18 protein-coding genes are annotated in these 22,278 nt (G+C 52.5%); 8 read left to right on the forward strand and 10 right to left on the reverse strand.

The features are described 5' to 3' along the window. Positions 1-56: 56 nt before the first annotated feature. On the reverse strand, positions 57-332 hold the full coding sequence (locus OXI60_02570) for a hypothetical protein (protein ID MDE0308703.1): 276 nt from the start codon (positions 330-332) through the stop codon (positions 57-59). 215 nt (positions 333-547) lie between these two features. Beyond that, entirely contained in the window at positions 548-1,750 is a 1,203-nt protein-coding gene (locus OXI60_02575; protein MDE0308704.1) for a Xaa-Pro peptidase family protein, read from the reverse strand. A gap of 314 nt (positions 1,751-2,064) precedes the next feature. Between OXI60_02575 and OXI60_02580 the strand changes: the two genes are divergently transcribed. Continuing rightward, the gene (locus OXI60_02580; protein MDE0308705.1) at positions 2,065-2,457 is read left to right on the forward strand and encodes a GFA family protein; all 393 of its coding nucleotides are present in this window, start codon (positions 2,065-2,067) and stop codon (positions 2,455-2,457) included. 307 nt (positions 2,458-2,764) lie between these two features. Here OXI60_02580 and OXI60_02585 read toward each other — a convergent pair whose 3' ends face one another. From OXI60_02585 to ald, 3 genes are read right to left on the reverse strand one after another with little or no spacing between them, the layout of a single operon-like run. Next, positions 2,765-3,754: a phosphate acyltransferase gene (locus OXI60_02585; GenBank protein MDE0308706.1), complete on the reverse strand. Its 990-nt coding sequence runs from the start codon at positions 3,752-3,754 to the stop codon at positions 2,765-2,767. Positions 3,755-3,759: 5 nt separating this feature from the next. After that, entirely contained in the window at positions 3,760-5,511 is a 1,752-nt protein-coding gene (xsc, locus tag OXI60_02590; protein ID MDE0308707.1) for a sulfoacetaldehyde acetyltransferase, read from the reverse strand. Positions 5,512-5,561: 50 nt separating this feature from the next. Further along, entirely contained in the window at positions 5,562-6,683 is a 1,122-nt protein-coding gene (gene ald / locus OXI60_02595) for an alanine dehydrogenase (GenBank protein MDE0308708.1), read from the reverse strand. A 249-nt stretch (positions 6,684-6,932) separates the two neighbouring features. On the opposite strand from ald, the gene OXI60_02600 reads away from it, so the two are divergent. Together OXI60_02600 and OXI60_02605 are read left to right on the forward strand one after the other, a co-directional pair. Continuing rightward, positions 6,933-8,234: an aminotransferase class III-fold pyridoxal phosphate-dependent enzyme gene (locus OXI60_02600; GenBank protein MDE0308709.1), complete on the forward strand. Its 1,302-nt coding sequence runs from the start codon at positions 6,933-6,935 to the stop codon at positions 8,232-8,234. 112 nt (positions 8,235-8,346) lie between these two features. Next, the gene (locus OXI60_02605) at positions 8,347-9,417 is read left to right on the forward strand and encodes a cobalamin-independent methionine synthase II family protein (GenBank protein ID MDE0308710.1); all 1,071 of its coding nucleotides are present in this window, start codon (positions 8,347-8,349) and stop codon (positions 9,415-9,417) included. 158 nt (positions 9,418-9,575) lie between these two features. Here the strand turns inward: OXI60_02605 and OXI60_02610 are convergent, their stop codons facing one another. Next, the gene (locus tag OXI60_02610; protein ID MDE0308711.1) at positions 9,576-11,336 is read right to left on the reverse strand and encodes a hypothetical protein; all 1,761 of its coding nucleotides are present in this window, start codon (positions 11,334-11,336) and stop codon (positions 9,576-9,578) included. 351 nt (positions 11,337-11,687) lie between these two features. On the opposite strand from OXI60_02610, the gene OXI60_02615 reads away from it, so the two are divergent. Beyond that, positions 11,688-12,320, forward strand: a complete 633-nt coding sequence (locus tag OXI60_02615) for an NIPSNAP family protein (protein MDE0308712.1) — start codon at positions 11,688-11,690, stop codon at positions 12,318-12,320. Between the two features lie 99 nt (positions 12,321-12,419). Here OXI60_02615 and OXI60_02620 read toward each other — a convergent pair whose 3' ends face one another. Genes OXI60_02620 through OXI60_02630 form a run of 3 tightly spaced genes read right to left on the reverse strand, consistent with a single transcriptional unit; the run spans position 12,420 to position 15,239 of the window. Continuing rightward, the gene (locus OXI60_02620; GenBank protein ID MDE0308713.1) at positions 12,420-13,724 is read right to left on the reverse strand and encodes a TRAP transporter large permease; all 1,305 of its coding nucleotides are present in this window, start codon (positions 13,722-13,724) and stop codon (positions 12,420-12,422) included. 26 nt (positions 13,725-13,750) lie between these two features. Then, positions 13,751-14,251, reverse strand: coding sequence for a TRAP transporter small permease subunit (locus tag OXI60_02625; protein MDE0308714.1), 501 nt, complete (start codon positions 14,249-14,251; stop codon positions 13,751-13,753). Continuing rightward, positions 14,244-15,239, reverse strand: a complete 996-nt coding sequence (locus OXI60_02630) for a TRAP transporter substrate-binding protein (protein ID MDE0308715.1) — start codon at positions 15,237-15,239, stop codon at positions 14,244-14,246. Before OXI60_02630 ends, OXI60_02625 begins: the two co-directional genes overlap by 8 nt. A 519-nt stretch (positions 15,240-15,758) precedes the next feature. Between OXI60_02630 and OXI60_02635 the strand changes: the two genes are divergently transcribed. The 4 genes from OXI60_02635 (at position 15,759) to OXI60_02650 (ending at position 21,274) form a co-directional block, all read left to right on the forward strand. Then, positions 15,759-16,724, forward strand: a complete 966-nt coding sequence (locus OXI60_02635) for an ABC transporter substrate-binding protein (GenBank protein MDE0308716.1) — start codon at positions 15,759-15,761, stop codon at positions 16,722-16,724. 112 nt (positions 16,725-16,836) lie between these two features. Then, positions 16,837-17,640, forward strand: coding sequence for an ABC transporter ATP-binding protein (locus OXI60_02640; protein MDE0308717.1), 804 nt, complete (start codon positions 16,837-16,839; stop codon positions 17,638-17,640). Positions 17,641-17,652: 12 nt separating this feature from the next. Beyond that, a complete protein-coding gene (locus OXI60_02645) occupies positions 17,653-19,545 on the forward strand; it encodes an ABC transporter permease (protein ID MDE0308718.1) in 1,893 nt (630 codons plus the stop codon). A gap of 208 nt (positions 19,546-19,753) precedes the next feature. Next, complete coding sequence (locus OXI60_02650; GenBank protein MDE0308719.1) at positions 19,754-21,274, forward strand: CoA-acylating methylmalonate-semialdehyde dehydrogenase; 1,521 nt, start codon at positions 19,754-19,756, stop codon at positions 21,272-21,274. 57 nt (positions 21,275-21,331) lie between these two features. On the opposite strand, the gene panC is transcribed toward OXI60_02650, so the two are convergent. After that, a complete protein-coding gene (panC, locus tag OXI60_02655; protein MDE0308720.1) occupies positions 21,332-22,213 on the reverse strand; it encodes a pantoate--beta-alanine ligase in 882 nt (293 codons plus the stop codon). Positions 22,214-22,278 lie beyond the last annotated feature (65 nt).

The following is a 22,278-nucleotide window of genomic DNA, read 5'->3' on the forward strand; positions in this document are numbered from 1 at the left end:
TTGCAAAGACTGTGCAAGACTCAATAGCGGAGCAGCCGACGCAACCATCGTATCGTTCAATCCAACGAAACAGATTGTAGCACGAGAAAGATGATCAAGAACCTGACGTCCTCGCTCACTGCATATGAGATGAATCCTGAATAAGACTTTGTTTCTATGGTCTGCATAACGATGGAATCGGCTCCAACGTGTGGCAATTCAATGCGGACACGCATATCCTGACCTGACTTGAACATTTCGGTCAGCGCTTTGATGTCATTACTGATGAAGACCTGCACGCCGAAGGTGTCGAACTCCTCAGGGACTACCGGATGGTGATCACCGGATCGCATCCGTACTGCCACTCGCTCGAAAGGATTGACGGCCTTCAGTCGTACGTAAATCGCTGCGGGTAGCGGAGCCGTCTTCTCAACCGGACCGATTTGCCTGGGCAGGCTTCTATTCCCATGAGCACTGCAACAACGATGCGGCCCGCGTTACAGCCAAGCGCTAGAACGCTTTGCAGACTGAGAAGCCCTTCGACATCCTGCCCCAGGGCTGACCGGGATCAGTCCAAGTCATCCTCAAACGGAAAGTCCGAAAGCACAATCGGTCCGTCGGCGCTGATCCAAACCGGCTGTTCCAGTTTTACACCTTCGTGCCCGCCCTTCTCACCAACGTAGCTTTCAATGCATACGATCATGTTTTCCTCAAATACACCGTCGTAGGCACCATATTTTTCGTCCTCCTGATACCACAGAAACGGGTATTCGACTCCGAGACCACAGCCATGACCAACGTCAGCGTACCGGTTTGCCAGGTATTTTTCGGGCAATTGGTAGGCTTTCGAAGAATACTCAAGAAAAGACATACCGGGATGCAATAGTGAAATGTTGGTTTCGAGCTGAGTCCGGGACTCGCGGTAGAGTTTTCTTTGTTCATCAGTCGGTTTCGCATCGCCAACAATCCAGCTGCGGGAAATATCGTTGTAATAGCCCATCGGACCAATCAGATCGGTATCAAAGGACAGAAAGTCTCCGTTTTCGATCACTCGATCGCTGGTCTCCTGAAACCAGGGGTTGGTGCGCGGACCTGAGGTCATTAACCGGGTTTCCGGATACTCGCCGCCGCGGTGAACGCTCTGTGCCAGCAGAATTGACAACGCCTGCTGCTCGCTCATGCCGGGCTGAACCTGTTGCCTGAGTTCTTCCATGGCAGCCTCACAGGTTGAAAGCGAAGCTCGAAAAGCCCGGATTTCTTCCAGAGACTTGATCGCTCTTGCGTGTTCCATCACCTCTTTACCGTCCGACAGTACAAGTCTCAAGCGCTCAAGTGCATGGGCGGTCCCCGCATCCAGCCGATCCACCGCCAAACGACGGTTTCCACCAGCATGCTGTCGCACCAGATCGTCAATCTCGGAAGCCCATTTGGATTGAATTTCCGGTGTGCGCGGGCCGATGATCAAATAATCGGTAGACAGAGCCGGGCGCACTTCATCAATCGTGTCGAGATTTTTGAGCAGGTGCATACCGTTTGGCAATTCGAACATCACGCAAGGACCTGAGGTCAGAACCAGTGCATAGCGACAAAAGTTGTGCATGGTCCAAACTTGCATGTTACGTGATCCTGTAGCATAGCGGATGTTGATTGGATCGAAAAGAAGTACTCCAGCGAGGTCCTGTTTGGCCACTTGGCTGCGTACCGAGTTCAATCGGTATCGCCGCACCGCACTTTCGTCAATTGGGTGGGGTGAATCAAAAAGACCGGGCATCAACGCACTCCTGTAAAATGGCAAGAAGTCCTTTTGTTCGTACAACTGTTTTTTTTAATTTGTCCAATAGACGCAATCGATACCAGGCAAATCAGTGTCGTTTGGACTGAAGACAACAGCATTGGATGACAGCTCTTTCCACGGACGGCACCTAGCGAAGGATTCTGTCATAGCCAAGATCGGACAAATCCGGTGTTGATGAATTCACCATTAATCAGGACATTATAGAATTGACTTACGTATCGAAATATTTTACTATTCAAGCCAATAATTTAGAAAAAATTTCTAATTAGCAAGCTAGGTTTATCATCCCCATGCATAAAGGTAGTTGTCTTTGCAAGACAGTGACATTCGAGATTGATTCCGAAATCCACCGATTCCATCATTGTCACTGTCAGACCTGCAGGAAAGCTCATGCGACCGTGTACGGTTCGAGTGCGCTGGTCAAGGCTTCTGAATTTCGGATCCTGAGCGGCGAGGACGAAATCTCCCGCTATAAATCCTCACCGGACAAGACCCGGTATTTTTGCAGTAATTGCGGTACCCACGTGTTCGCTACCTGCCTGCGTGATCCGGGAGATGTGATCTTGCGTATCGGAACGATTGATGGCGATATTGGCATCAAGGCACGGGGACACATCTGGGTCAGTCATAAACCTGACTGGTATGACATCGCCGATGATCTGCCGCAACACGACGAGTGGTAAATTCGGATCCGCCTCTCCCAACCCAACACAAGGGGTCCATCAACTTGACCGGTTCAATGGAATAAATTAGGTACCACACCACCTCCACCCCCGCCCCCGAGTCCCTCGTCGTAAAGATGGCAAGTCGGGACGACAATCCCGAATTTTGTTGTCGTTCCTCAGTTTTTTTTCGGACTTCGTAGTTCGGTAAAGTACGGGAAAGATCTCACGTGTATGTGAACAACATCAGACCCCTGCGCACTTTCTGGAAAAGACCCAAGGCGGCGTTGGGAATTGACGGCGGGACTTTAGGTCGATTTGGTTGAATTCAGGTTGTGGCGAGCAGCACGATAGTTGACTTTACGATGTCATCGACCGTTGCGCCTCGGGACAGATCGCTGATCGGTTTTGCAAACCCCTGAAGAATCGGGCCGATCGCTTGGGCGCCCGCGAGATACTGGGCGATCTTGTAACCGATATTTCCAGAGTTCAAGTCCGGGAAAATGAGCACATTGGCCTGGCCAGCCACTTCACTGGCGTAGTCGACTTTCAATGCAGCCACTCTCGGATTTATCGCCGAGTCGAACTGGAACTCACCGTCAACCAGCACGTCGGGATTCTGTTTGCGAACCAGCTCGACGGCCTCGGTCACCTTGTCCACTTTTTCGTGGCGCGCGCTGCCCTTCGATGAGAACGACAACAAGGCAATTCTCGGCTCATCCTCTAGCAATTTTCTGGCATTGGATGCGGTGGCCAGCACAATTTCCGAAAGCTGGACGGCTGTTGGGTCGATATTGACGGCGCAGTCGGCAACAATCAGTGTCCTCGGTAGACTGTCGGCTGTCGCCGGTACCAACAACACAATGTAGCTCGACGCGGTAGTCACATCAGCCGGCGTGCCAATCATCTTCAACCCGGCCTCAATCACACGGGCGGTGGGTATTGATGCGCCGGCGATCAGCGCATCTGCGTCACCGCAACGCAACATCATTGTTCCGTAGAGCAGGGGATTTTTCATCATCTCCCTCCCTTCGGACAAACTGACTGGACGTCTGAGCCGGGTACAGTCAACCGCATAACGCTCCGCGTCGTGCCGGTTTTGCAAAGGATCGGCAATCTCAATCCCCTGCAGGGCGACGTTGCATGCACTGGCAAGCGAACGGACTTTCTGTTCCTCTCCGGTCAGGACTGGAACCGCGATTTTCTGCGCCGCCAGTATGGCAGCGGCACGAATTGCCCGCTCATCTGTAGCGTCAGCTAAAACAGCGACACGCGGTCTTTGTTGCGCCAGACGCGTCAGTCGATCAAGATCACTCACCCGCGCTATACAAATGACTTGTATTTATCGAGATGTCGCACGGGCTTGCTCAGCGCATCCCGTCTAAAGGGATCTCCAAGTTCTCGGGTACACATCACTTCGATCACCGTGGTCTTGCCTTCGTTCTGTGCCTCGCAGGCTTCGCGAAGCGCATCACCGACCATATCAAGATGATCAACCACGATACCCTCAGCCCCCATTGACTTGGCGATGCCAGCCCAGCTGGGATTGTCGAGATCGACACCCTCAAAACGGCGTCCATAGAAATCGACCTGGTTCTTTTTCTCCGCTCCCCACTGTCGATTGTTGAATACCACCGGGGTGACAGCAATATTTTCCCGGACGCAGGTAAGAATCTCACCCATGCTCATTGCCCAGGCACCGTCACCGACGTACGCGATCGCTGCCCGTTGCGGTGCTGCTGTCTTTACGCCCATGACAGTCGGAAACGCATAACCGCAGTTGCCGAAACTCATTGCCGCAAAGAAACTTCTCGGTTCCTCGAATCTCAGATAGCTGTTGGACACAGAACAGATATTTCCGATGTCGGTTGAAACCGTCGCATCGGACGGTGTGGCCTTTTCAAGCTCCCGGAGCACCTGCCGCGGATGGAGCATTCCCGCATCTTCCTTTGACACCAGCCGGCTCCACTCATCGACTTCTTCGGACCAACTATTCAGCTCGGATTCCCAAGACTGCTTCTCGCCGGCGATCTCCTCAAGACGTGCATCCCGATTTTTCAGACAAGCAACCTGTTCGCGGTTCCTGACGCGTTCGAGCAGTGCTGAAGCCGATTCGCCTGCATCACCACAGATACCGACTGCAATTTTCTTCACCAATCCGATCTTGCGGTAGTCAACATCGACCTGGATGATCTTGGCGTCTTTGGGCCAGTAGTCCATACCGTGCTGGGGAAGGGTGCCGAAGGGTCCCAATCGCGTACCCAGGGCGAGCACCACGTCCGCCTTGGAGATCAGTCGCATCCCAGCCTTCGACCCCTGATATCCGAGCGGTCCGCACCACAGCTTATGGCTGGCGGGAAACGAATCGTTGTGCAGGTAACTGTTGACGACGGGTGCTGACAGGTATTCGGCAAGTTCGACACACCCTTTCACCGCGTCGCCCATAATCACACCACCACCTGCCAGGATGACAGGAAATTCGGCTTCGGCAAGAAGACGCGCCGCGTCGTCCAGTGAATTGGCGCCACCGGCACCGCGTTCAATCACCTGCGGTTGAGGGACTTGTACGTCCACATCCCCATAGAAATAATCGCGGGGAATATTCAATTGTGTCGGTCCGCGTTCGGCCATGGCCATGTCAAAGGCACGGGCGGTTAACTCTGCCATTCGCCCGGGGCCGCTGACATGGGCCTGATACTTGGTTATCTTGGAGAAAATGGGCAGCTGTTCAGTTTCCTGAAATCCACCGAGTCCCATTGTGTTGCTTCCGGTTTCAGGTGTGATTGCCACAACCGGCGAATGCGCCCAGTAAGCGGCGGCGATCGCGGTGACGAAATTTGTGATGCCCGGACCGTTCTGTCCGATGCAGACACCGTGCCGACCGCTTACCCTGGCGTAGCCATCAGCCATGTGCGCCGATCCCTGTTCATGTACCGTGGGAATAAAGCGGATTCCGGCGGCTGGAAAAATGTCCAGCGCGTCCATGTAGGCGGAACCGACAATTCCAAAGACGTCGGTCACGCCGTAGGAGGCGAGTGTTTCGACAAACGCTTCGCTTGATGTCATTTTTGGCATAGTAGATACTTCCTTGGTCTCAAAATGTAAACGGGCTCAAATTTGTCCATTCAGCCCATATCCAGAATTTGCTCAACTGGCGTGTAATCGTAATTCAGGCTGGAGGCGACTTCGCTGTGCGTGATCTTTCCGTGACACACGTTGAGTCCGTTCAACAGATGCGGGTCACGTCGGAGTGCCTCTTTATACCCTAAATTCGCAATGCTCGTGGCAAAAGGTAATACGGCGTTATTCAACGCGTAGGTGGATGTTCGCGGAACCGCACCGGGCATGTTCGCGACGCAATAGTGTGTAATGCCATGCACGTCATAGGTCGGGTTCGAATGCGTGGTCGCCCGAGAGGTCTCAAAACAGCCACCTTGATCGATTGCAACGTCCACCAGCACCGATCCGGGTCGCATGGCCTTTACCAGCTCTTCCGTGACAAGACGGGGAGCGGTCGCACCGGGTATCAGTACCGCACCGATGACAAGGTCAGCCTCGGCTACGTGTTTTTCCAGCGTGCTTCTCGTTGAATACACGCCATTGGTGGAGCGACCGAACTGCTGCCAGTGCTCGTCAAGCACGCGGACATTGCGATCGAGAACGAACACGTCTGCACCCATACCGACAGCGATGTGTGTGGCATGCGTGCCGACCACACCGCCACCGATGATCACAACCTTGGCAGGTTCCACACCGGGCACACCCCCAAGCAGGATGCCGGTCCCGCCGTGTGGTCGCTCAAGGCACCAGGCACCTTCCTGTATCGCCATCCTTCCCGCCACTTTTGACATGGGAGCCAGAAGCGGCAAGGCACCGCTATCGTCGGTTACGGTCTCGTAAGCGATGCATACGGCACCGCTGGCGACGAGGTCTCGCGCCTGATCAGGATCCGGTGCCAGGTGCAGATACGTGAACAGAATCTGATCTTCCCTGAGCATTGCCCTTTCCGGGGCAAGCGGCTCCTTGACCTTGATGATCATGTCGGCACTGTCAAATACCTCCTTTGGAGTTCCGACAACTTGTGCTCCGGCTGAACGGTAATCGTCATCACTGGCACGGATACCCCCGCCAGCGTTTGTCTCAACTACGACGCTGTGCCCGTGAGCGACAAATTCCTGCACATTGCCGGGTACCAATCCGACCCGGAATTCGTCGGTTTTTATCTCCTTGATCACTCCGATTTTCATGGGTTGAAATTCCTTTTTTCTGACCTGTAAAACAAAATGAATAATAGGTGAATATGATAGTGTATGTTGATTTTTTCAAGAGTCTTTATTGCTTGGTTTCGTACCCTGTTTCGACTGAAAAACCGGCTTGCCGCGATCGTGTTGACTGTAACACTCAAACCTGTAAAATAACACCTGAAACCGCTTTGTCAGCGGTTGCAGATGACTTCAACACCGATTCACCCATTACGAATTTCGAGGCCTGTATTCATGCGACTGGAAATGGATAATTTATGGATGCCCTTTACGAGCAATCGAGATTTCAAGGCCGACCCGCGATTGATATCTCACGCGAAAGGTGTCTACCTCTACACACCTGAAGGCAGACAGATCATTGATGCGTCGTCCGGACTGTTCTGCTGTGCCGCAGGACACAGTCGGGACGAAATCGCGACTGCCGTTTACCGCCAGTTGAATGAACTCGCGTATTCCGCCCCATTCCAACTGGGACACGAGCACTCCTTCGAGCTTGCCCGTCGCTTGGCCGAACTGACTCCGGAAGGCATGGATCGAGTCTTTTTCGTCAATTCCGGCTCCGAATCCATCGATACTGCGATCAAGATCGCACTCGCCTATCACTACGCCAGAGGTGAGGCACAGCGTCAGCGCTTGATCTCGCGCGAAAGAGCCTACCATGGCGTCAACATCGGAGGTACCGCGCTCAGCGGCATGGTGAAGAACCGACAGGGGTTTGGGTTGACCATGCCGGGAATAGCCCATATGCGTCACACTTGGCTGGCTGAGAATCGCTTTGAGCGCAATCAACCGCAAAACGGCGCCTATCTGGCGGACGATCTGCAACGTCTGGTCGACAATTATGGTGCCGACACAATCGCCGCCTGCTTCGTAGAGCCGGTCGCCGGCTCGACCGGCTGTCTGGTTCCTCCGCAGGGATATCTGGAAAGATTGCGGGAAATCTGCGACAACAACGGTATTCTGCTTGTTTTCGATGAAGTCATTTGCGGATTCGGCCGAACAGGTGAGCCGTTCGGCGCACAGAGTTTTGGTGTGACGCCGGATCTGATGACCCTGGCCAAGGCGCTGACCAATGCCGCGCTGCCGATGGGTGCGATCGTGGTCGGCAGACATGTATACGATACCATTGTGGATGCAGCACCGGACAAGGCGATTGAGCTGTTTCATGGTTACACGTATTCAGGACATCCCGCGGCCTGCGTTGCCGGGCTTGCGACACTTGATATCTATCGCGATGAGAATCTGTTCGAGTGCGGCCGTCAGTTGTCAGGCTATTTTCAGGACTCGGTGTTCGCACTTCAGGAACATGATGTTGTGACGGATGTGCGGGGCTTCGGGATGATGGCAGGTATCGATGTGAGACAGGACGGCGCCCCGGGCAACGCTGGGCTGACGATACAAAAGCAGCTTTTTCATTCGGGACTGCATGTGAAGGCAACCGGTGATGCGCTGATTGTCGCGCCGCCTCTGGTCTCAACCAGAGCGCATATCGACGAGATCTGTGAAAAGTTTGCCGGCGTATTCAAAGCCTGTTGATCGGCACCGGCAGTACACAATATTTCGGGTGACGACCGGGCGGTTCGGGTCCGATCAGTGATCAGCCGCCAATCGAAGCATCGGCTCTGCCGACAAGCTTGTTGAGCTCTCGATGCTGACCACTTGTATCGGAGCCTATCCGAAACCCTCGTTTCTTGAGCTTCCGGATTGGTTCAGCAATCCCACCGGCATGGATATGGAGAATCCAACCAAGTCCTGGGCTGGCGCGATTGCGGCGATGGGCGATTCAGCTGAACAGAACATCACCAACGCATGCCGGGAGGTCGTGACAGACCAGGTTGAGGCTGGCATTGATATTCCGACTGACGGAGAGGTCTGCCGCGAAAATTACATTCACTATCATTGCCGACACCTTGAGGGGTTTGATTTCAATCAGTTGACCGAGCGTGAGCTTCGCGGTGGCACCTATCGAGCCCAACTGCCGACGATCAGCGGGCCTGTGCGTGCAAGAGATGTCGGATTCCTGGTACGAGACTGGAAACGTGCCCAGTCATTCACGAACCGTCCGGTAAAGATCACCATGCCCGGACCCCTGACTGTGACCGATTCCAACGCCAATACATACTACGAGTCGGAAAAACCGCTCGGTGCGGCGATTGCAGACGCATTGAACACCGAAGCGCTCGCCCTGGTCGATGCCGGATGCGTCAACATTCAGGTTGATGAGCCGGTGTTCGCCCGTAAACCTGATGTCGCCCTCGATTACGGAATTGAGAATCTGGAACGGGTTTTTCATGGCGTGCCGGCAAGCGTCAACAAGGTCATGCACATGTGCTGCGGCTACCCGGACCGAATGGATCGGCTGGACTATCCGAAAGCCGACCGCAATGCATATTTTCGAATTATGGGTGCGGTGGACGACAGTTGTGTGGATATGGTGTCCATAGAAGATGCCCATAGACACAACGATCTGTCACTGCTTGAACTGGCTGGCAAAACCAAGGTCATTCTCGGTGTGGTGGCGATTGCCCTGAGTCGGGTCGAAACGGTCGGGCAGATTGTCACACGACTGGAACAGGCTTTGCAGCATATTGATCCCGACCGATTGGTTGCGGCACCGGACTGTGGGCTGGGATTGCTTGGCCGACACCTGTCTGTAGTGAAGTTGCGCAATATGTGCGAAGCGGCCGCAAAGCTGTCCAGCTCAGCGCACGCCCTGTAGTCCGAACTCGGTGCGGGTCGTTGTACCGGCCCGTGCAACGAAACTGTGCATCTCGAAACCAATCTGAAACTGGCTTATGAACCGTCACCTGACCAGTTTCAAACGCAGGACAATATCATGTACACCGCCAGGTTAGCAGGAAGTCAGGTTCTCTGAAATCAGTGCAGAATGTCAACCCGTATGGTCAAAATGTCGCAATCGCGATATTGCTGATGATGAACAGATGACGACAAGTGTCGCAATAGTCGAAGCGACATCTCCTCTTGCACATGATCCAAATCAACCTGTTCACCAAGCAGCGCGATGCGGTCCTGAATATTTTCCGCGCTCGAAGAAGCGATAAACTCAAGAAATAACTGGGCCCCTTCCCTATACGCATCGACGCGTAGGTGGTGTCGTTCGTATTGTTCTTTCAATTCAGTTCTCTGAAGCAATGTGAGCAGTGTCTCTTCACTGACAGCGGAGAGACGTTCGCTCATCCTTTCATCCCATCCATTGCGAATCGCTATGTTGTTGAGAAACTTCTGAATCGGTACCAGTGCCGACAAACTGAGATTCGTGTCAAGTCGGTGGCGACGGGGTTTGGCGAGTTCGAGCAGCAAAGTCAGCAAAATCGCAGTAGTCCCTCCCGCTACCATCCCATTTTGAAACATCCCTCCTGCAAAATCTGAAACAATTTCCGGAAAGATGGAATCCAGTTCGAAACCTACGCCAAGCCAGAATGAGATGCCGACGATTGTACCCTTGCGAAAATTAATCTCGTCCTGAACAACAATCTTCATGCCGATGATGAATATTGCCGCCATCATCACCGTAATGAATGCCGCTACAATCGGGCCGGGTATCGCAAGAATCGCCGCGAGCGCTTTAGGGAGGAGCGAAATGGCAATCAGCACGATCCCGAGCGCGACGCCTACTCGTCTGGAACTGATTCCGGTGATTTCGACCATTGCAGAACCGGTCGGGCGATAGCCCAATGGAGAAATACCCGCAAAGCCCGCCAAAAAATTTCCTATTCCATCTGCGTTGATCGCACTTTGAACTGATCTGAAGTCGACAGCTCTGGGGGGTCGCCACGAAACTCGCTGAATTGTCACAGAACCGCTGATCTGCTGAATCGTGCACACCAAGGCGATGAATATAAAGGCGGGCAGCAGTGCCCAGAATGAAGAATCAAAATTGAGATCCAGACCAGGCCAGTACATTTCAGGCAGTCCAACCCACGAAGCATTCACAACTCGATCAACATCATAAATTCCGAACAGTGCCGCCACTATTGAACCGCTGACGACGCCAATAAATGGGGACCACAATCGCATCAGGCCTGTACCCAAGAGCATCAAGATGACGATTACAGCAAATGTCGTCGATGCGCACAAAGGAGCTGCAAGATCGGAAACGCCTTCAGGTACGTTTTTCAACTGATCAAACAGGATGGGCATAACAGTCACAGGTGTCAGCAACATGATTGTTCCTGTTACTGTGGGCGTCAAGATCCTGCGAAACAGCAGGAGTTTATAGGAGAAGACAATCTGTGCAAGTGCCATTGCGACAACCAGGGATGCAAGCATCTTCAAACCGCCACTTGTGATTGCCGATACGCTTGCGGCGATTGCAACACCTGCAGTGCCTGCAGCGACGATATAACCTGCATTCGATCGACCAAAGCGCATCGCGTGCAAGATCGAAACCATGCCGCATATGACAACTGAGGCGAATACTGCCCATACCACTACAGATTCAGTTTGTCCAGCCGCCCGAAATACAATTGTTGGGATCATCGCTATACTCGGAAGCAGCACGGTAGCGATCTGAAGAGCCAGCCCGGCTGCGAGTCTGGATGAAATATTCGCGTCGGGAGACCTGCGTGTTTCTGTATGCATGCCCGAACCGCCAGACTGCGTATTTTGTCTACTCATTGCGGAATTTGACGCATGCAATCAAGTGGCTGAACTGCATATCGAAGAAGTGTTCGCACCAGTCAGAGTTGGATTTTAACAGTGTGCGACAAATTGCTTCCGATTCCGGCAAGCGAAACTTCGAGAATAAAGGGAAACAGTTGCAAAGAAATCAAACGGTGAAACAAAGAAATGAATTTGCTGACTGATTCAAAAAAACCGCTGAGTTGCTGCGTGTACTCAATCTGTGTCCGTATCGCCCATAGAATGAAAGATTTTCGTATTACATATACTACAATTGATTGACAAGCGAGCGTTGCTCACAGCAACGCCAGTCATTTTAACATTCATTGAAATGGTGATGAAATAGTTATGATTTATGAATTGCGAACGCACACAATTCGCCCGGGCAGCGAGCAACACGTCGTTGATGCAGGTAAGCGAATCAAGGAAATTCGAGGTGACAGCTGCGGGACACTGGAAGGCAGTTGGACGCCATCAACCGGTCAACTGAATCAAATTAATATATTGTGGAGTTACCCTGACCGAAATGAGCGTCAGAGACTTCGCAAAGACCTGATGAAAAACGAGCGTTGGACGAATGGTTATCTTCCCATGATTTCCGAATACGTGAGTCGTTTCGAACTCAAAATTCTCGATCCTATAGCGCCGTTCCATCCCCCTGCGACCGAAGGTAATATATATCTTCTGCGTTCCTTTCAAACACTGCCGGGTCAGGTTTGGAAATGGGCAAATATGTTTCGGGAGATATTACCGGTGCGTGAGAAGTACTCAAAAAATGTAGGTGCGTGGATATCCGATGCGAATATTCCAGACGAGGTATACCTCATGTATGCTTACCCATCAATCGATGCAATTACGCAGTGTGCCCGGAACATGGCGGCCGACCCGGAATGGAACAGCTTCATAGAAGAATCATCTAAGATTCTTCGAAATCGCCACCTCACGGTACTGTCACCAACGCCCAGTTCACCGATGCGGTAAATCTCAATGCTGCTCCGCGAGGTAAAACGCGGACAGCTGGCGAGTTTACGTTTTGCATGGGGCTTGTCGCGTCGATATCGAAATATTGCAATGTCCGGCTCAGCTGAACATTGTATTGGGCAGATATGTAGCGATGCTCGGGACGGCAATCACCAGGATAATCGCGATTGCCATCGCTAGCCAGAACGGCATGATACCTCGGAAAATGGTGTTGATCGGCACATCGGGCGCAATTGACTTTACTGCGAAAACATTGAGTCCGACTGGCGGAGATATCAGTGCCATTTCTATTACCAATACAAACAGCACCGCGAACCAGACAAGATCAACCCCCTGACTTTGCAGAATTGGCAGCACAAAAGGAACGACCAGGACGAGAATTGCGAATCCGGTCAGAAATGTTCCGAGTGCAATGCATGTAGCAAGAGTGACAACTACAACCTCCAGGGCGGTGAAGCCTTGCGAGTCAACCCACTGGGCAAGCACTGACGTCACTTGAGTGAAACCGATGAATGTCTTGAATACGAAAGCGCCAAATACAACCAGGAAAATTGTGCCGGTAGCCTGCAGGGTATCAAGTATGACGTCCTTGATACTTGACCAGTTGAGTGTACCTCGAATCAAGGCGCTCAACAGAGTCAGGGAAGCGCCGACTCCGGCCGCCTCAACCGCGGAAAAGACGCCGAGATAGATTCCGCCGATTGTGATCAGGATTATTCCGGCAATCCACAGGGCACGCGCTGCGAGGAGGATTCTTTCTCGAATCGGTGCGGATTCAGCGGCCTGAGGTGCGAGAGACGGATTTCTCAGTACAGTGAGCCAGATTGTGAAGATAAACAGCACCGTCAGCAGGAGCCCTGGGAAAATACCTGCAATGAACAGCCGTCCAATAGACTGTTCCGTCAGAATTGCATAGAGAACAAAGCCAACCGACGGTGGAATCAATATTCCCAGCGTACCGCCGGCTGCAACGGTGCCGGTTGAAAGTGCAGAGTTATATCGATAGCGCTGCATTTCAGGAAGACTGGCGCGTCCTACTGTGAGGGCTGAAGCAAGTGAAGAGCCTGATAACGCTGAAAAAATGGCGCATCCTACAACGGTTGTGATTGCCAGACCTCCTCGGAGGTGACCGAACCAGCTTTGGGCTGCCGCGTACAGGTCTCGACTCATGCCCGAGACCGCGGCAAGGTTGCCCATCAGAATGAACAGTGGAAAGATGATCAGGGAATAATTCGATGCCTGGCTGAAAATCTCGCTTGCCACTGCCGGCAAACTAGCCTGCGGGCGGATCAGCAATATTCCGGCAGCGCCAACAAAAATCAACGCCAATCCCACCGGCATCCGAATCAATAACAATACCGAGAGCGAGCCGAATCCTAATATTGCAATTAACGTGCCGCTCATTGTGCTGTCAACTCATATGAGCACGACTATCTCCAATGAAGCAGATTGAACACGATCTGATATAGCAAAACCAGGAAATAAAAGGCCATTGATGCCGCGAGAAAGTAGTAGAAAGGCACATGTACAATCGCCAGGCTGCCGGTCACTGCCCCGCAGGGAAATCCGCACGAACCCACAGTAGCTAAAGCGTAGGCGACATAACTGACAGTTCCCGCGCCGAACAGTCGAGCCGCAATTCCGCAGAATTGCATCACACGATTGCCTGCCATCAGCTCGATGAGATCTACGCTGACATGGGACTTGGTCCACGCGCCATATGCGATTGATGACGCGGCAATGATCGTCAGAACCAATACTGAGATGTCCTCGATTCCATATATCGGATCGTTTATGACGTATCGAGCGATCACAGCCACATCCACCAAGGTCATCAGGACTAACAGTGCAACACCGCCGATTACAGCGAACGACACGGCAATGAACTGAAGATATCGTTCCCAGGGTGAAAGCATGATTTCGTCAATCAAGCCCTGATTTCATCATCGATACAATCTCGGACGCTTTCATGTCTCCTACGGTCATGTTCATAAGATCATCCAAAGTGTCCATAACCTCGGTCCTGAAACGCTCTTTCTCTGATTCCGGAATGTCGATCACCTCAACGCCTGCATCGCGAGCGTCCTGAATACCTGCCAAATCAGCTTGGTGGTAGCTGTGTGCTCCTGCAATGGCAAGTTCTTCAGTCGAAGCTGCGTCAATCCATGCGCGTTGCTGCTCACTGAGATTTTGATAGACCTGTTTATTCATCAATATAGCGAAAGACAGCCCGGAGCCAGGAAAATACGTGGTCACGTATTTTGCTGGCTCATAAAGCTTAAACAGCCGAATGGCTGCCGGAGTGGTGAGGACCCCGTCTATTACGCCATTGGCTAAATTCTGGTGAACTACGGTAATGGGTTGCGACACAGCACTTGCCCCCACCGCCTCAACGAATCGCGCGGCCAGCTTGGATGCCACTCGAATTTTCATCCCCTGCAGATCTTCCAATGTTCGTACTGCTTTGTCGCGGGTGATGAGAATTTGCGGCCCGCTACCGATTAATGCCAGTACTTTTGCGTCGTACTCCGGTTCAAGCTCCTGACGGGCATTGATAAGCGCATGAGTGCATTCGACAGCGTTATCGCATACGTCAGGCAACCCCAGCAGATTAGTTTTTGGGAACAGATCACTGGTATACCCTGGGAGCGCATAAACTATGTCTGCAACCCCACTGAGCATTATGGAGTACTGTTTTGGCGGTGACGAATTCAGCGCACCCCCGGGAAATTGCGTGACTGTGATCGTACCATTGGAAAGTTCCTCAATGTGCCTGGCGAATGGTTTGAATACCGAATCGTTAAAATGATGCTTCGGTCCCATGAAGTAGGCGAAACTCAAATTGATTTCGGTTGCCGCAACATTGCTGGTTGCCAAGGCCGCAAGCAAACAGATCAGAATCTTAAATCTAGACAACATTTGATACAGTTCCCGGCGATGTCAGGAACCATTTGTTCCTGACTTCCGATATAAACAGCGACAATACAGCTCGCCTCAGGTTGATTTTTCCGAGCAGTGCAAATTTTCAGCATGCGACTGCATAAGGCAGTTTAACCAAAAAGGCTGGCGAAGTGCAACATCGTGTACTCGCTCACCACATATGAGACTGGCGTCGGGCAGCCGGTAAGGAATGATTGACGTCAAGCTGGTTGGTCCCCAGTCAAACGCAGGCCAAGCGCACGAAGGGCCGAACCACCTGCGATGACGACTAGCGTCACTCAAACAACCGCTCGCCAGGATATGCAAAATTTTGGGGCGAATCGTTACGAGAATTGTTAGAATATCGCCTCTACTTGCCTGACCTTATTCGTTGAATCAATGATTTTTTTGGGATTCTTCCAGGTCAGGATGAGTCTGAAACAATACTATTGAAGGATTGAAGCCTATCAATGGTCCCGATTTACCGGGCATAATCAATAAAATCTTTTGGAGGTCAAAATGAATTTAAGGAAATCTGCATGTGCAGTGATTTTGTCTATTGCCGTATCCGGTGCTGTTCAAGCTGCTGATGAGGTCAATGTCGCATTCTTTCTCGAGTGGGCTACTCCGAATCAGGTCGCTAAAGTTGAAAAAGTCTACGACGATGCCTTGGGCGTGCCGGTCAACTGGACCAACTTTGACGCAGGCACGCAGATGACCGAAGCAATGCTTGCCGGGGATATCGACATCTCCTACAGTCAGGGACTTGCTCCGTTCATCAATGCTGTCAATGCAAATGCACCGATCAAGCTCGTCGCGATCGCTGTACAGTATCCAGCTAACGACTGTGTGGTTCGCAATGGCGAGGGCATCGATAAGACCAATGCTACGGAACTCGAGGGCAAGTCTGTCGCAGTCCCGATCGCCACCATGGCTGATTACAGCTTCAGAATGATGATGCGTGCTTTGGACGTGGATACGGATAAGATCAACGTCGTGGACCAGGTTCCGGCCGATGCTGCCGTATCACTGGCTGATGGCGCGGTTTCCATGGCCTGTGGATTTGGCGCTGACTCGATGGCGAAGATGTATGAGGTCGGCGAGCCTTTGCTTTCTGCGGCCGACAAGGAAGACGCAGGCATCATCAGTTTTGATGTTATTTCAGTGACCGAGAAGTTCGCGCAGGAGAATCCTGACATGGTGCGAACGTTCCTCTCCGTCACCGACGAAGCGAATGCAGCATTCGCGGCCGATCAATCCAAGGTTGATGTAATTGCGAAAGATGCCGGTCTGAGCGTTGAGATGACGCAGAATCAGATGTCTGAATTCCACTTCCCGACCAACGAAGAACAGTTGTCACAGTACTTCAATGATGGTGGGCTGGCTTCTGTAGCCATTGCAGTGGTTGGCAGTGCGTTCGCCACGGCAGAAAATCCGGCATTGGATGATTACAGTGCCGTTGTTGATACTTCTTTCCTGCAGTAATCAACGTTTACTGAAATGTCATGAGCCGGACTGGATTGACGAAAGTCCGGCTCATGACGATTCAGGATGAAAATTCCGCTTCCATGATCTGTCCCGCGACGCATCTGGCATTATGAGTGATCTGGTTGCCGACAATCTGGACATGCAGTTCTTCATGCCTGAAGGTGCGGTAGTCCATGCACTCAAGGATGTTTCGTTCACCCTGAAACAAGGAGAGCTGCTCTCTGTTCTCGGTCCCTCCGGTTGCGGAAAAACCACTCTGCTCAATATCGTAGCCGGATTCTTGCACCCCACTGGGGGCAGTATCTCGCTGGGCGGTAACATCATCGAAAAACCAGGTGTCGATCGCGGCATGGTATTTCAGCAGGGTGCCTTGTTTGAATGGCTGACTGTCGCCAACAATGTCAATTTCGGTCTTCGGATGAAAAACGCCGATCCCAAGGAGACTGCCGAAAAGGTAGAGGAATGGCTTGATATTGTGGGACTTCAAGGGTTTGGCGGGACGCCAACCTATCAACTGTCAGGTGGCATGCAACAACGGGTTGCACTGGCCCGCTGCCTGATCAATGATCCCGATGTCATCCTGATGGATGAACCGCTTGGCGCGCTCGATGCCCTGACACGGGAAAAAATGCAGTCACTGGTATTGAAAATCTGGAAGGAAACCGGAAAGACAATCATGATCATCACCCATTCAGTGGAAGAAGCGCTGTTATTGGGTGAACGTCTGTTTGTCATGGCACCCCGACCGGGTCGGCTGTACAAGGAATACAATCTTCCGTTCGCAGAGATGGGACTGACCGGCGATTCGCGCGAAATAAAAAATGCCGATGACTTCACACAGACCAAGGAAGAGATTCTCGCCATGATCTGGAATATGGAAGAAGAGATCATGGGCAAGGTCGAAACTTCCTGATCGAAATCGCTCATGGTTGTTGTTGGCACAATATTTGTCTGCCTGGTCCTCGCGCTGGTGTGGTCGATCTTCTATGGACGACGGGTCATACGGACTGAAAAAACCGACGCCGTTTTCGGAAATCCCGTTCGTGCACTCGGCGGCTGGCATTGGGTTGTCTGTGGCGTGTCCAGTCTGCTCATATTCTGGTTGTGGTTTTCGTGGGATGCAGGTCGGGCGTTTTTCCCCGGTGCGGCAAACGAATTATGCCAGGTCGCCAAGTTAAACCGGGCTGTCAATCCAATACGCTCTGCTTATCCGATCGACAATAGATACCTGCTCGGAACCCGATTGCTGGAACGGGACTTCAAGCAGATTGAATTGCTCTACGAGTCCCTGGCCGGAGTCAATTTCAACGAGACTGACCGCAAGGAAGTGACCGAGGTCATCGATCTCATGCACAACGCACTCGAGGCACAGGCCAACTCCGAATATCTTTCTCACGACACTGTGGAAAAATTCGCCGATGCGGCGTCCAGGATCAATCATGTCGCGAATGAATTGACTGATCCGGACTATCCTGGCCCCGCAGACAGTGAAGCATTGGAAAAAGCGCTCAGCCAGCCCGGCTGGGGCGAATCAAGTGCTGAGATTCCGGTTCTGCCAACGACTGACCGCGGGCGTGCGTTCGACGCCGCAGCCGAGGTCATGGAGGGAATCGCAGAGGATTACGGAAAAATTCGAAACGACAGTGCGCAGATCACGGCGATGATTGCCGAGATGAGTCAGAGAATAGAGGCATTTGTCATTGACGAAAGCGGTACTGAAGTCGATGTTGAGCGGCGCGAGGAATTACTGAGTCAGGTCAAGAAGATATCGAAGCGAGTCGATAACCTGAAGGTGTTCCCCTCCGAGACAACCGACGCGGTTGAGGCCGCACTGCGTAATCTCGATGCGGCGATGGATGAGCGGCAGGGTATGCTGCGGGTTATTGACATTTGGGCAATGCCGGGGGGCGAGATATTGGCGGGCAATAACGCCTGTTCGGAACAGGGTTCCGGACGGTGGCTGCCGAAGCCTTCAGACACACTCGCAACCTTTGTATACATGGCACATCCGGACAAGGGGTATAAGGGATTTCCTCTTCTGTGGTTCAAGATGAAGCCGGTTTCTGAAATGGTTGGTTTCATTCTGCCTGACTGGATTGCGAACCTGATGCCTGGCGAGCATGCGCGCCACAACGATCAGGGCGTGATTGAGACAAGGTTCAAGGACAAGGTCTACAACATCGTCACCGGCAACTTCAACTCGTTTTCGGTACCTGTGCCGACCGGCCACATCTGGGACTCAATCATGCGAGTTCTTGCCGGTTTGTTTCTTGGCGTGATCTTGGGTGTGCCGCTGGGACTCTTTATGGGTCTTTCCAGATTCGCCAAAGGATATTTTGACCCGTTGGTTGAGCTTTACCGCCCGGTTCCCCCACTCGCTTGGGCGCCGTTGATCCTGACTATTTTCGGAATCCAGGATGATGGTAAGATTTTTCTTCTGTTCATGGTGGCGTTTGCGATCATGGTCATTTCGGCTCGTACCGGCGCGACCGGAACACAGTTATCGAAGATTCACGCCGCGCACTCTCTTGGCGCCTCAAGCCGACAGATTGTCCGGCAGGTCATCCTGCCGAATTCGTTACCGGAAATTCTGACCGGAATCAGGATATCAATCGGTGTCTGCTGGGGAACACTCGTTGCCGCGGAGATGCTTGCGGGGACTACAGGAATCGGATTTGTCGAAAACGTGGCCAGGAAGCAGTCAGACTATGAGATCATCTGGATGACGATCATCGTCATGGGGGTGCTCGGTCTGATTTTCGACATGATCATGCGTTTTGTGATTGACAAGACCATCCCCTGGAGAGGAAAGGGATAGCTTGGCTCCAACCGGTTCGTCACTGCGATGGACCGCAGCTTGTCCGATACGGACACTCGGGTGAATCGCCTGGCAGGTGAGAATTCTGCCTCAAGGGATACTGGCAGCCGCTATCTGCGGACAAGAAACCCACACTCATTTCGGAGACAGCTAATTTTGCTATACTTCGCGTTGAGCCAATGGTCAAAACTATGCAGGTCGGCAAGTCATGGATATGCAAGTCAAGGAAACTCTATATCACTACGTCAACGGTAAACGGGTAGAGGGCCGCAGCGGTCGCTATGGTGATATCTACAACCCGGCGATCGGTGCTGTTGTCAGGCAGGTACCGTACGCGAACGCTGAAGAAGTCAGCAATGCGATCGATGTCGCTGCCGAAGCATTGCCCGGATGGTCCGCGACACCGCCGGCTGCCCGTGCCCAGGTCATGTTTGCATTTCGCGAAATCATCAAAAAGAATATGGATTCCATCGCGAGGGCGGTATCCGAGGAGCATGGTAAAACCGTGGAGGACGCGAAAGGTTCCATTAGTCGAGGTCTGGAAGTTGTCGAATTCGCCTGTGGTATCCCACAGCTTCTGAAAGGTGAGATGTCCGAGCGTGTTGCAAGGAATGTCGAGAGTTATTCCATTCGACAGCCGGTCGGAGTCTGCGCAGGCATTACACCGTTCAATTTTCCGGCGATGGTTCCGATGTGGATGTTTCCGGTCGCGATAGCATGTGGAAATACCTTCGTATTGAAACCATCCGAAAAAGATCCGTCCTGTCCGCTCATGCTCGCTGAGATGATGAAGGAGGCGGGTCTGCCCGGCGGTGTGCTCAATGTGGTCATCGGCGACAAGGAAGCAGTCGACACGATTCTGATGCATCCCGGTGTCTCAGCGGTCAGTTTTGTCGGTTCGACTGCAGTTGGCGAATATATCTACCAGACGGGCTGCAAGCATGGCAAGCGGGTTCAGGCGCTGTGCGGCGCCAAAAATCACATGGTAGTCATGCCGGATGCGGATATGAACCAGGTGGTCGATGCCGCGGTCGGTGCGGGGTATGGCTCGGCCGGTGAACGATGTATGGCAGTGTCGGTCGTGGTTGCTGTCGGAAAGGACACCGCGGATGAGCTGGTTGAGCGACTGAAGCCACGTGTCACGGATCTGAAAATTGGACCCTACACCGACTCAGAAGCTGAAATGGGACCGCTCGTCACACCAGAGCATTACCAAAAGGTCAAGTCTTATGTTGACCTCGGCGTTGAGGAAGGTGCGGATCTGGTTGTGGATGGACGTGATTGTTCGATCAAGGGCTATGAGGAAGGCGCGTTCCTTGGCGGGTGTCTGTTCGATAAGGTTACATCCGATATGAAAATCTATACGGATGAGATATTTGGTCCGGTACTGAGTGTCGTTCGAGTCGACAGTTATGACGAGGCTGTCAGCCTGGTCAATGATCACGAATATGGCAACGGCGTGGCGTTGTTCACAAGAGACGGTGGCTTTGCCCAGGATTTTGTATCCAATGCCAGGATCGGCATGGTGGGAATCAACGTTCCCATTCCGGTACCCGTCGCATATCACAGTTTTGGCGGGTGGAAGCGTTCACTGTTTGGTGACCACTTCATGCATGGACCGGAAGGAGTTCGCTTTTATACCCGGATGAAGACAGTCACGGCGAGATGGCCGACTGCCATCGAGGCTGGAGCGAAGTTTCACTTCAAACGGGGCAGCGACGACAACTGACGGTTTTTGGCAGAATCGCAGTTGCGCAGTCGGTTATCGGCTGCGCCCGACATCTTGTCAGACCATGTCAGGACGACATGTCTGATCCAGTCGCAGATTATCGATCAGCCGTACTCCACCGACCTTTACAGCAATCAACGCGACCGCACGGTCCAGTTCCCCGACTGGCGGGTTTGCGCGCCAGTTACGGGGGTCCCGGACTTGCGCATATTCGACGTTGATGGAGCATGCATCAAGAAAGGACTTCATAGCGGCGCTTAGCGTCTGACTGTCGCGGATTCCGCTGTTCCACATCTTTTTGACCTCGATCAGCGCCCGAAAAATATTTTTGGCTGCTGTTTTGTCCGCATCCGATAACAGTCGATTCCTCGAAGACAGCGCCAGTCCGGAATTTTCACGTACTGTTTCGCAGGCGATGACCTGAGGGTAGCCCAGACTTTCTGCAAGGTGTTGTACAACCAATAATTGCTGATAGTCTTTCAGTCCGAAGTAAGCGCGACACTCACCGACGAATCTGAACAGGCGATCGACGACTGTGCACACGCCTTCGAGGTGACCGGGGCGATAATCGCCTTCAAGTCCGACCGCATAAGGCCCCGGATCCAAGATCTCAACCTCTTTCAGACTGGAAGCCTCTGGAAACATATCCCGACTGGTGCCGCTGAAAACCATGTCGCAACCGAGTTCCTCGAGAATCCGGTAGTCTGAATCAAGTTGTCGCGGATATGTCTCGTAGTCATCCGGGTCATTGAATTGCAAGGGATTGACGAAAATACTCGCGCAGGTGACATCATTTTCGTCGAGTGACCTTTCGATGAGCGCCTGATGACCAGCGTGCAAAGCTCCCATGGTCGGAACGAATCCGACATGGAGTCCCTGTGCACGTTGGCTGGCACACCAATCTGAGGCGGATACAGGACTTTCAATGATTTCGAGCATGCCTGTCACGAGCACGGTTTACTGTATCTTGACAGGTATCCGGTTGTCCGATCAGTACGATCTGT

The organism is Acidiferrobacterales bacterium (assembly GCA_028820695.1).
Taxonomy (GTDB): Bacteria; Pseudomonadota; Gammaproteobacteria; order Arenicellales; family JAJDZL01; genus JAJDZL01.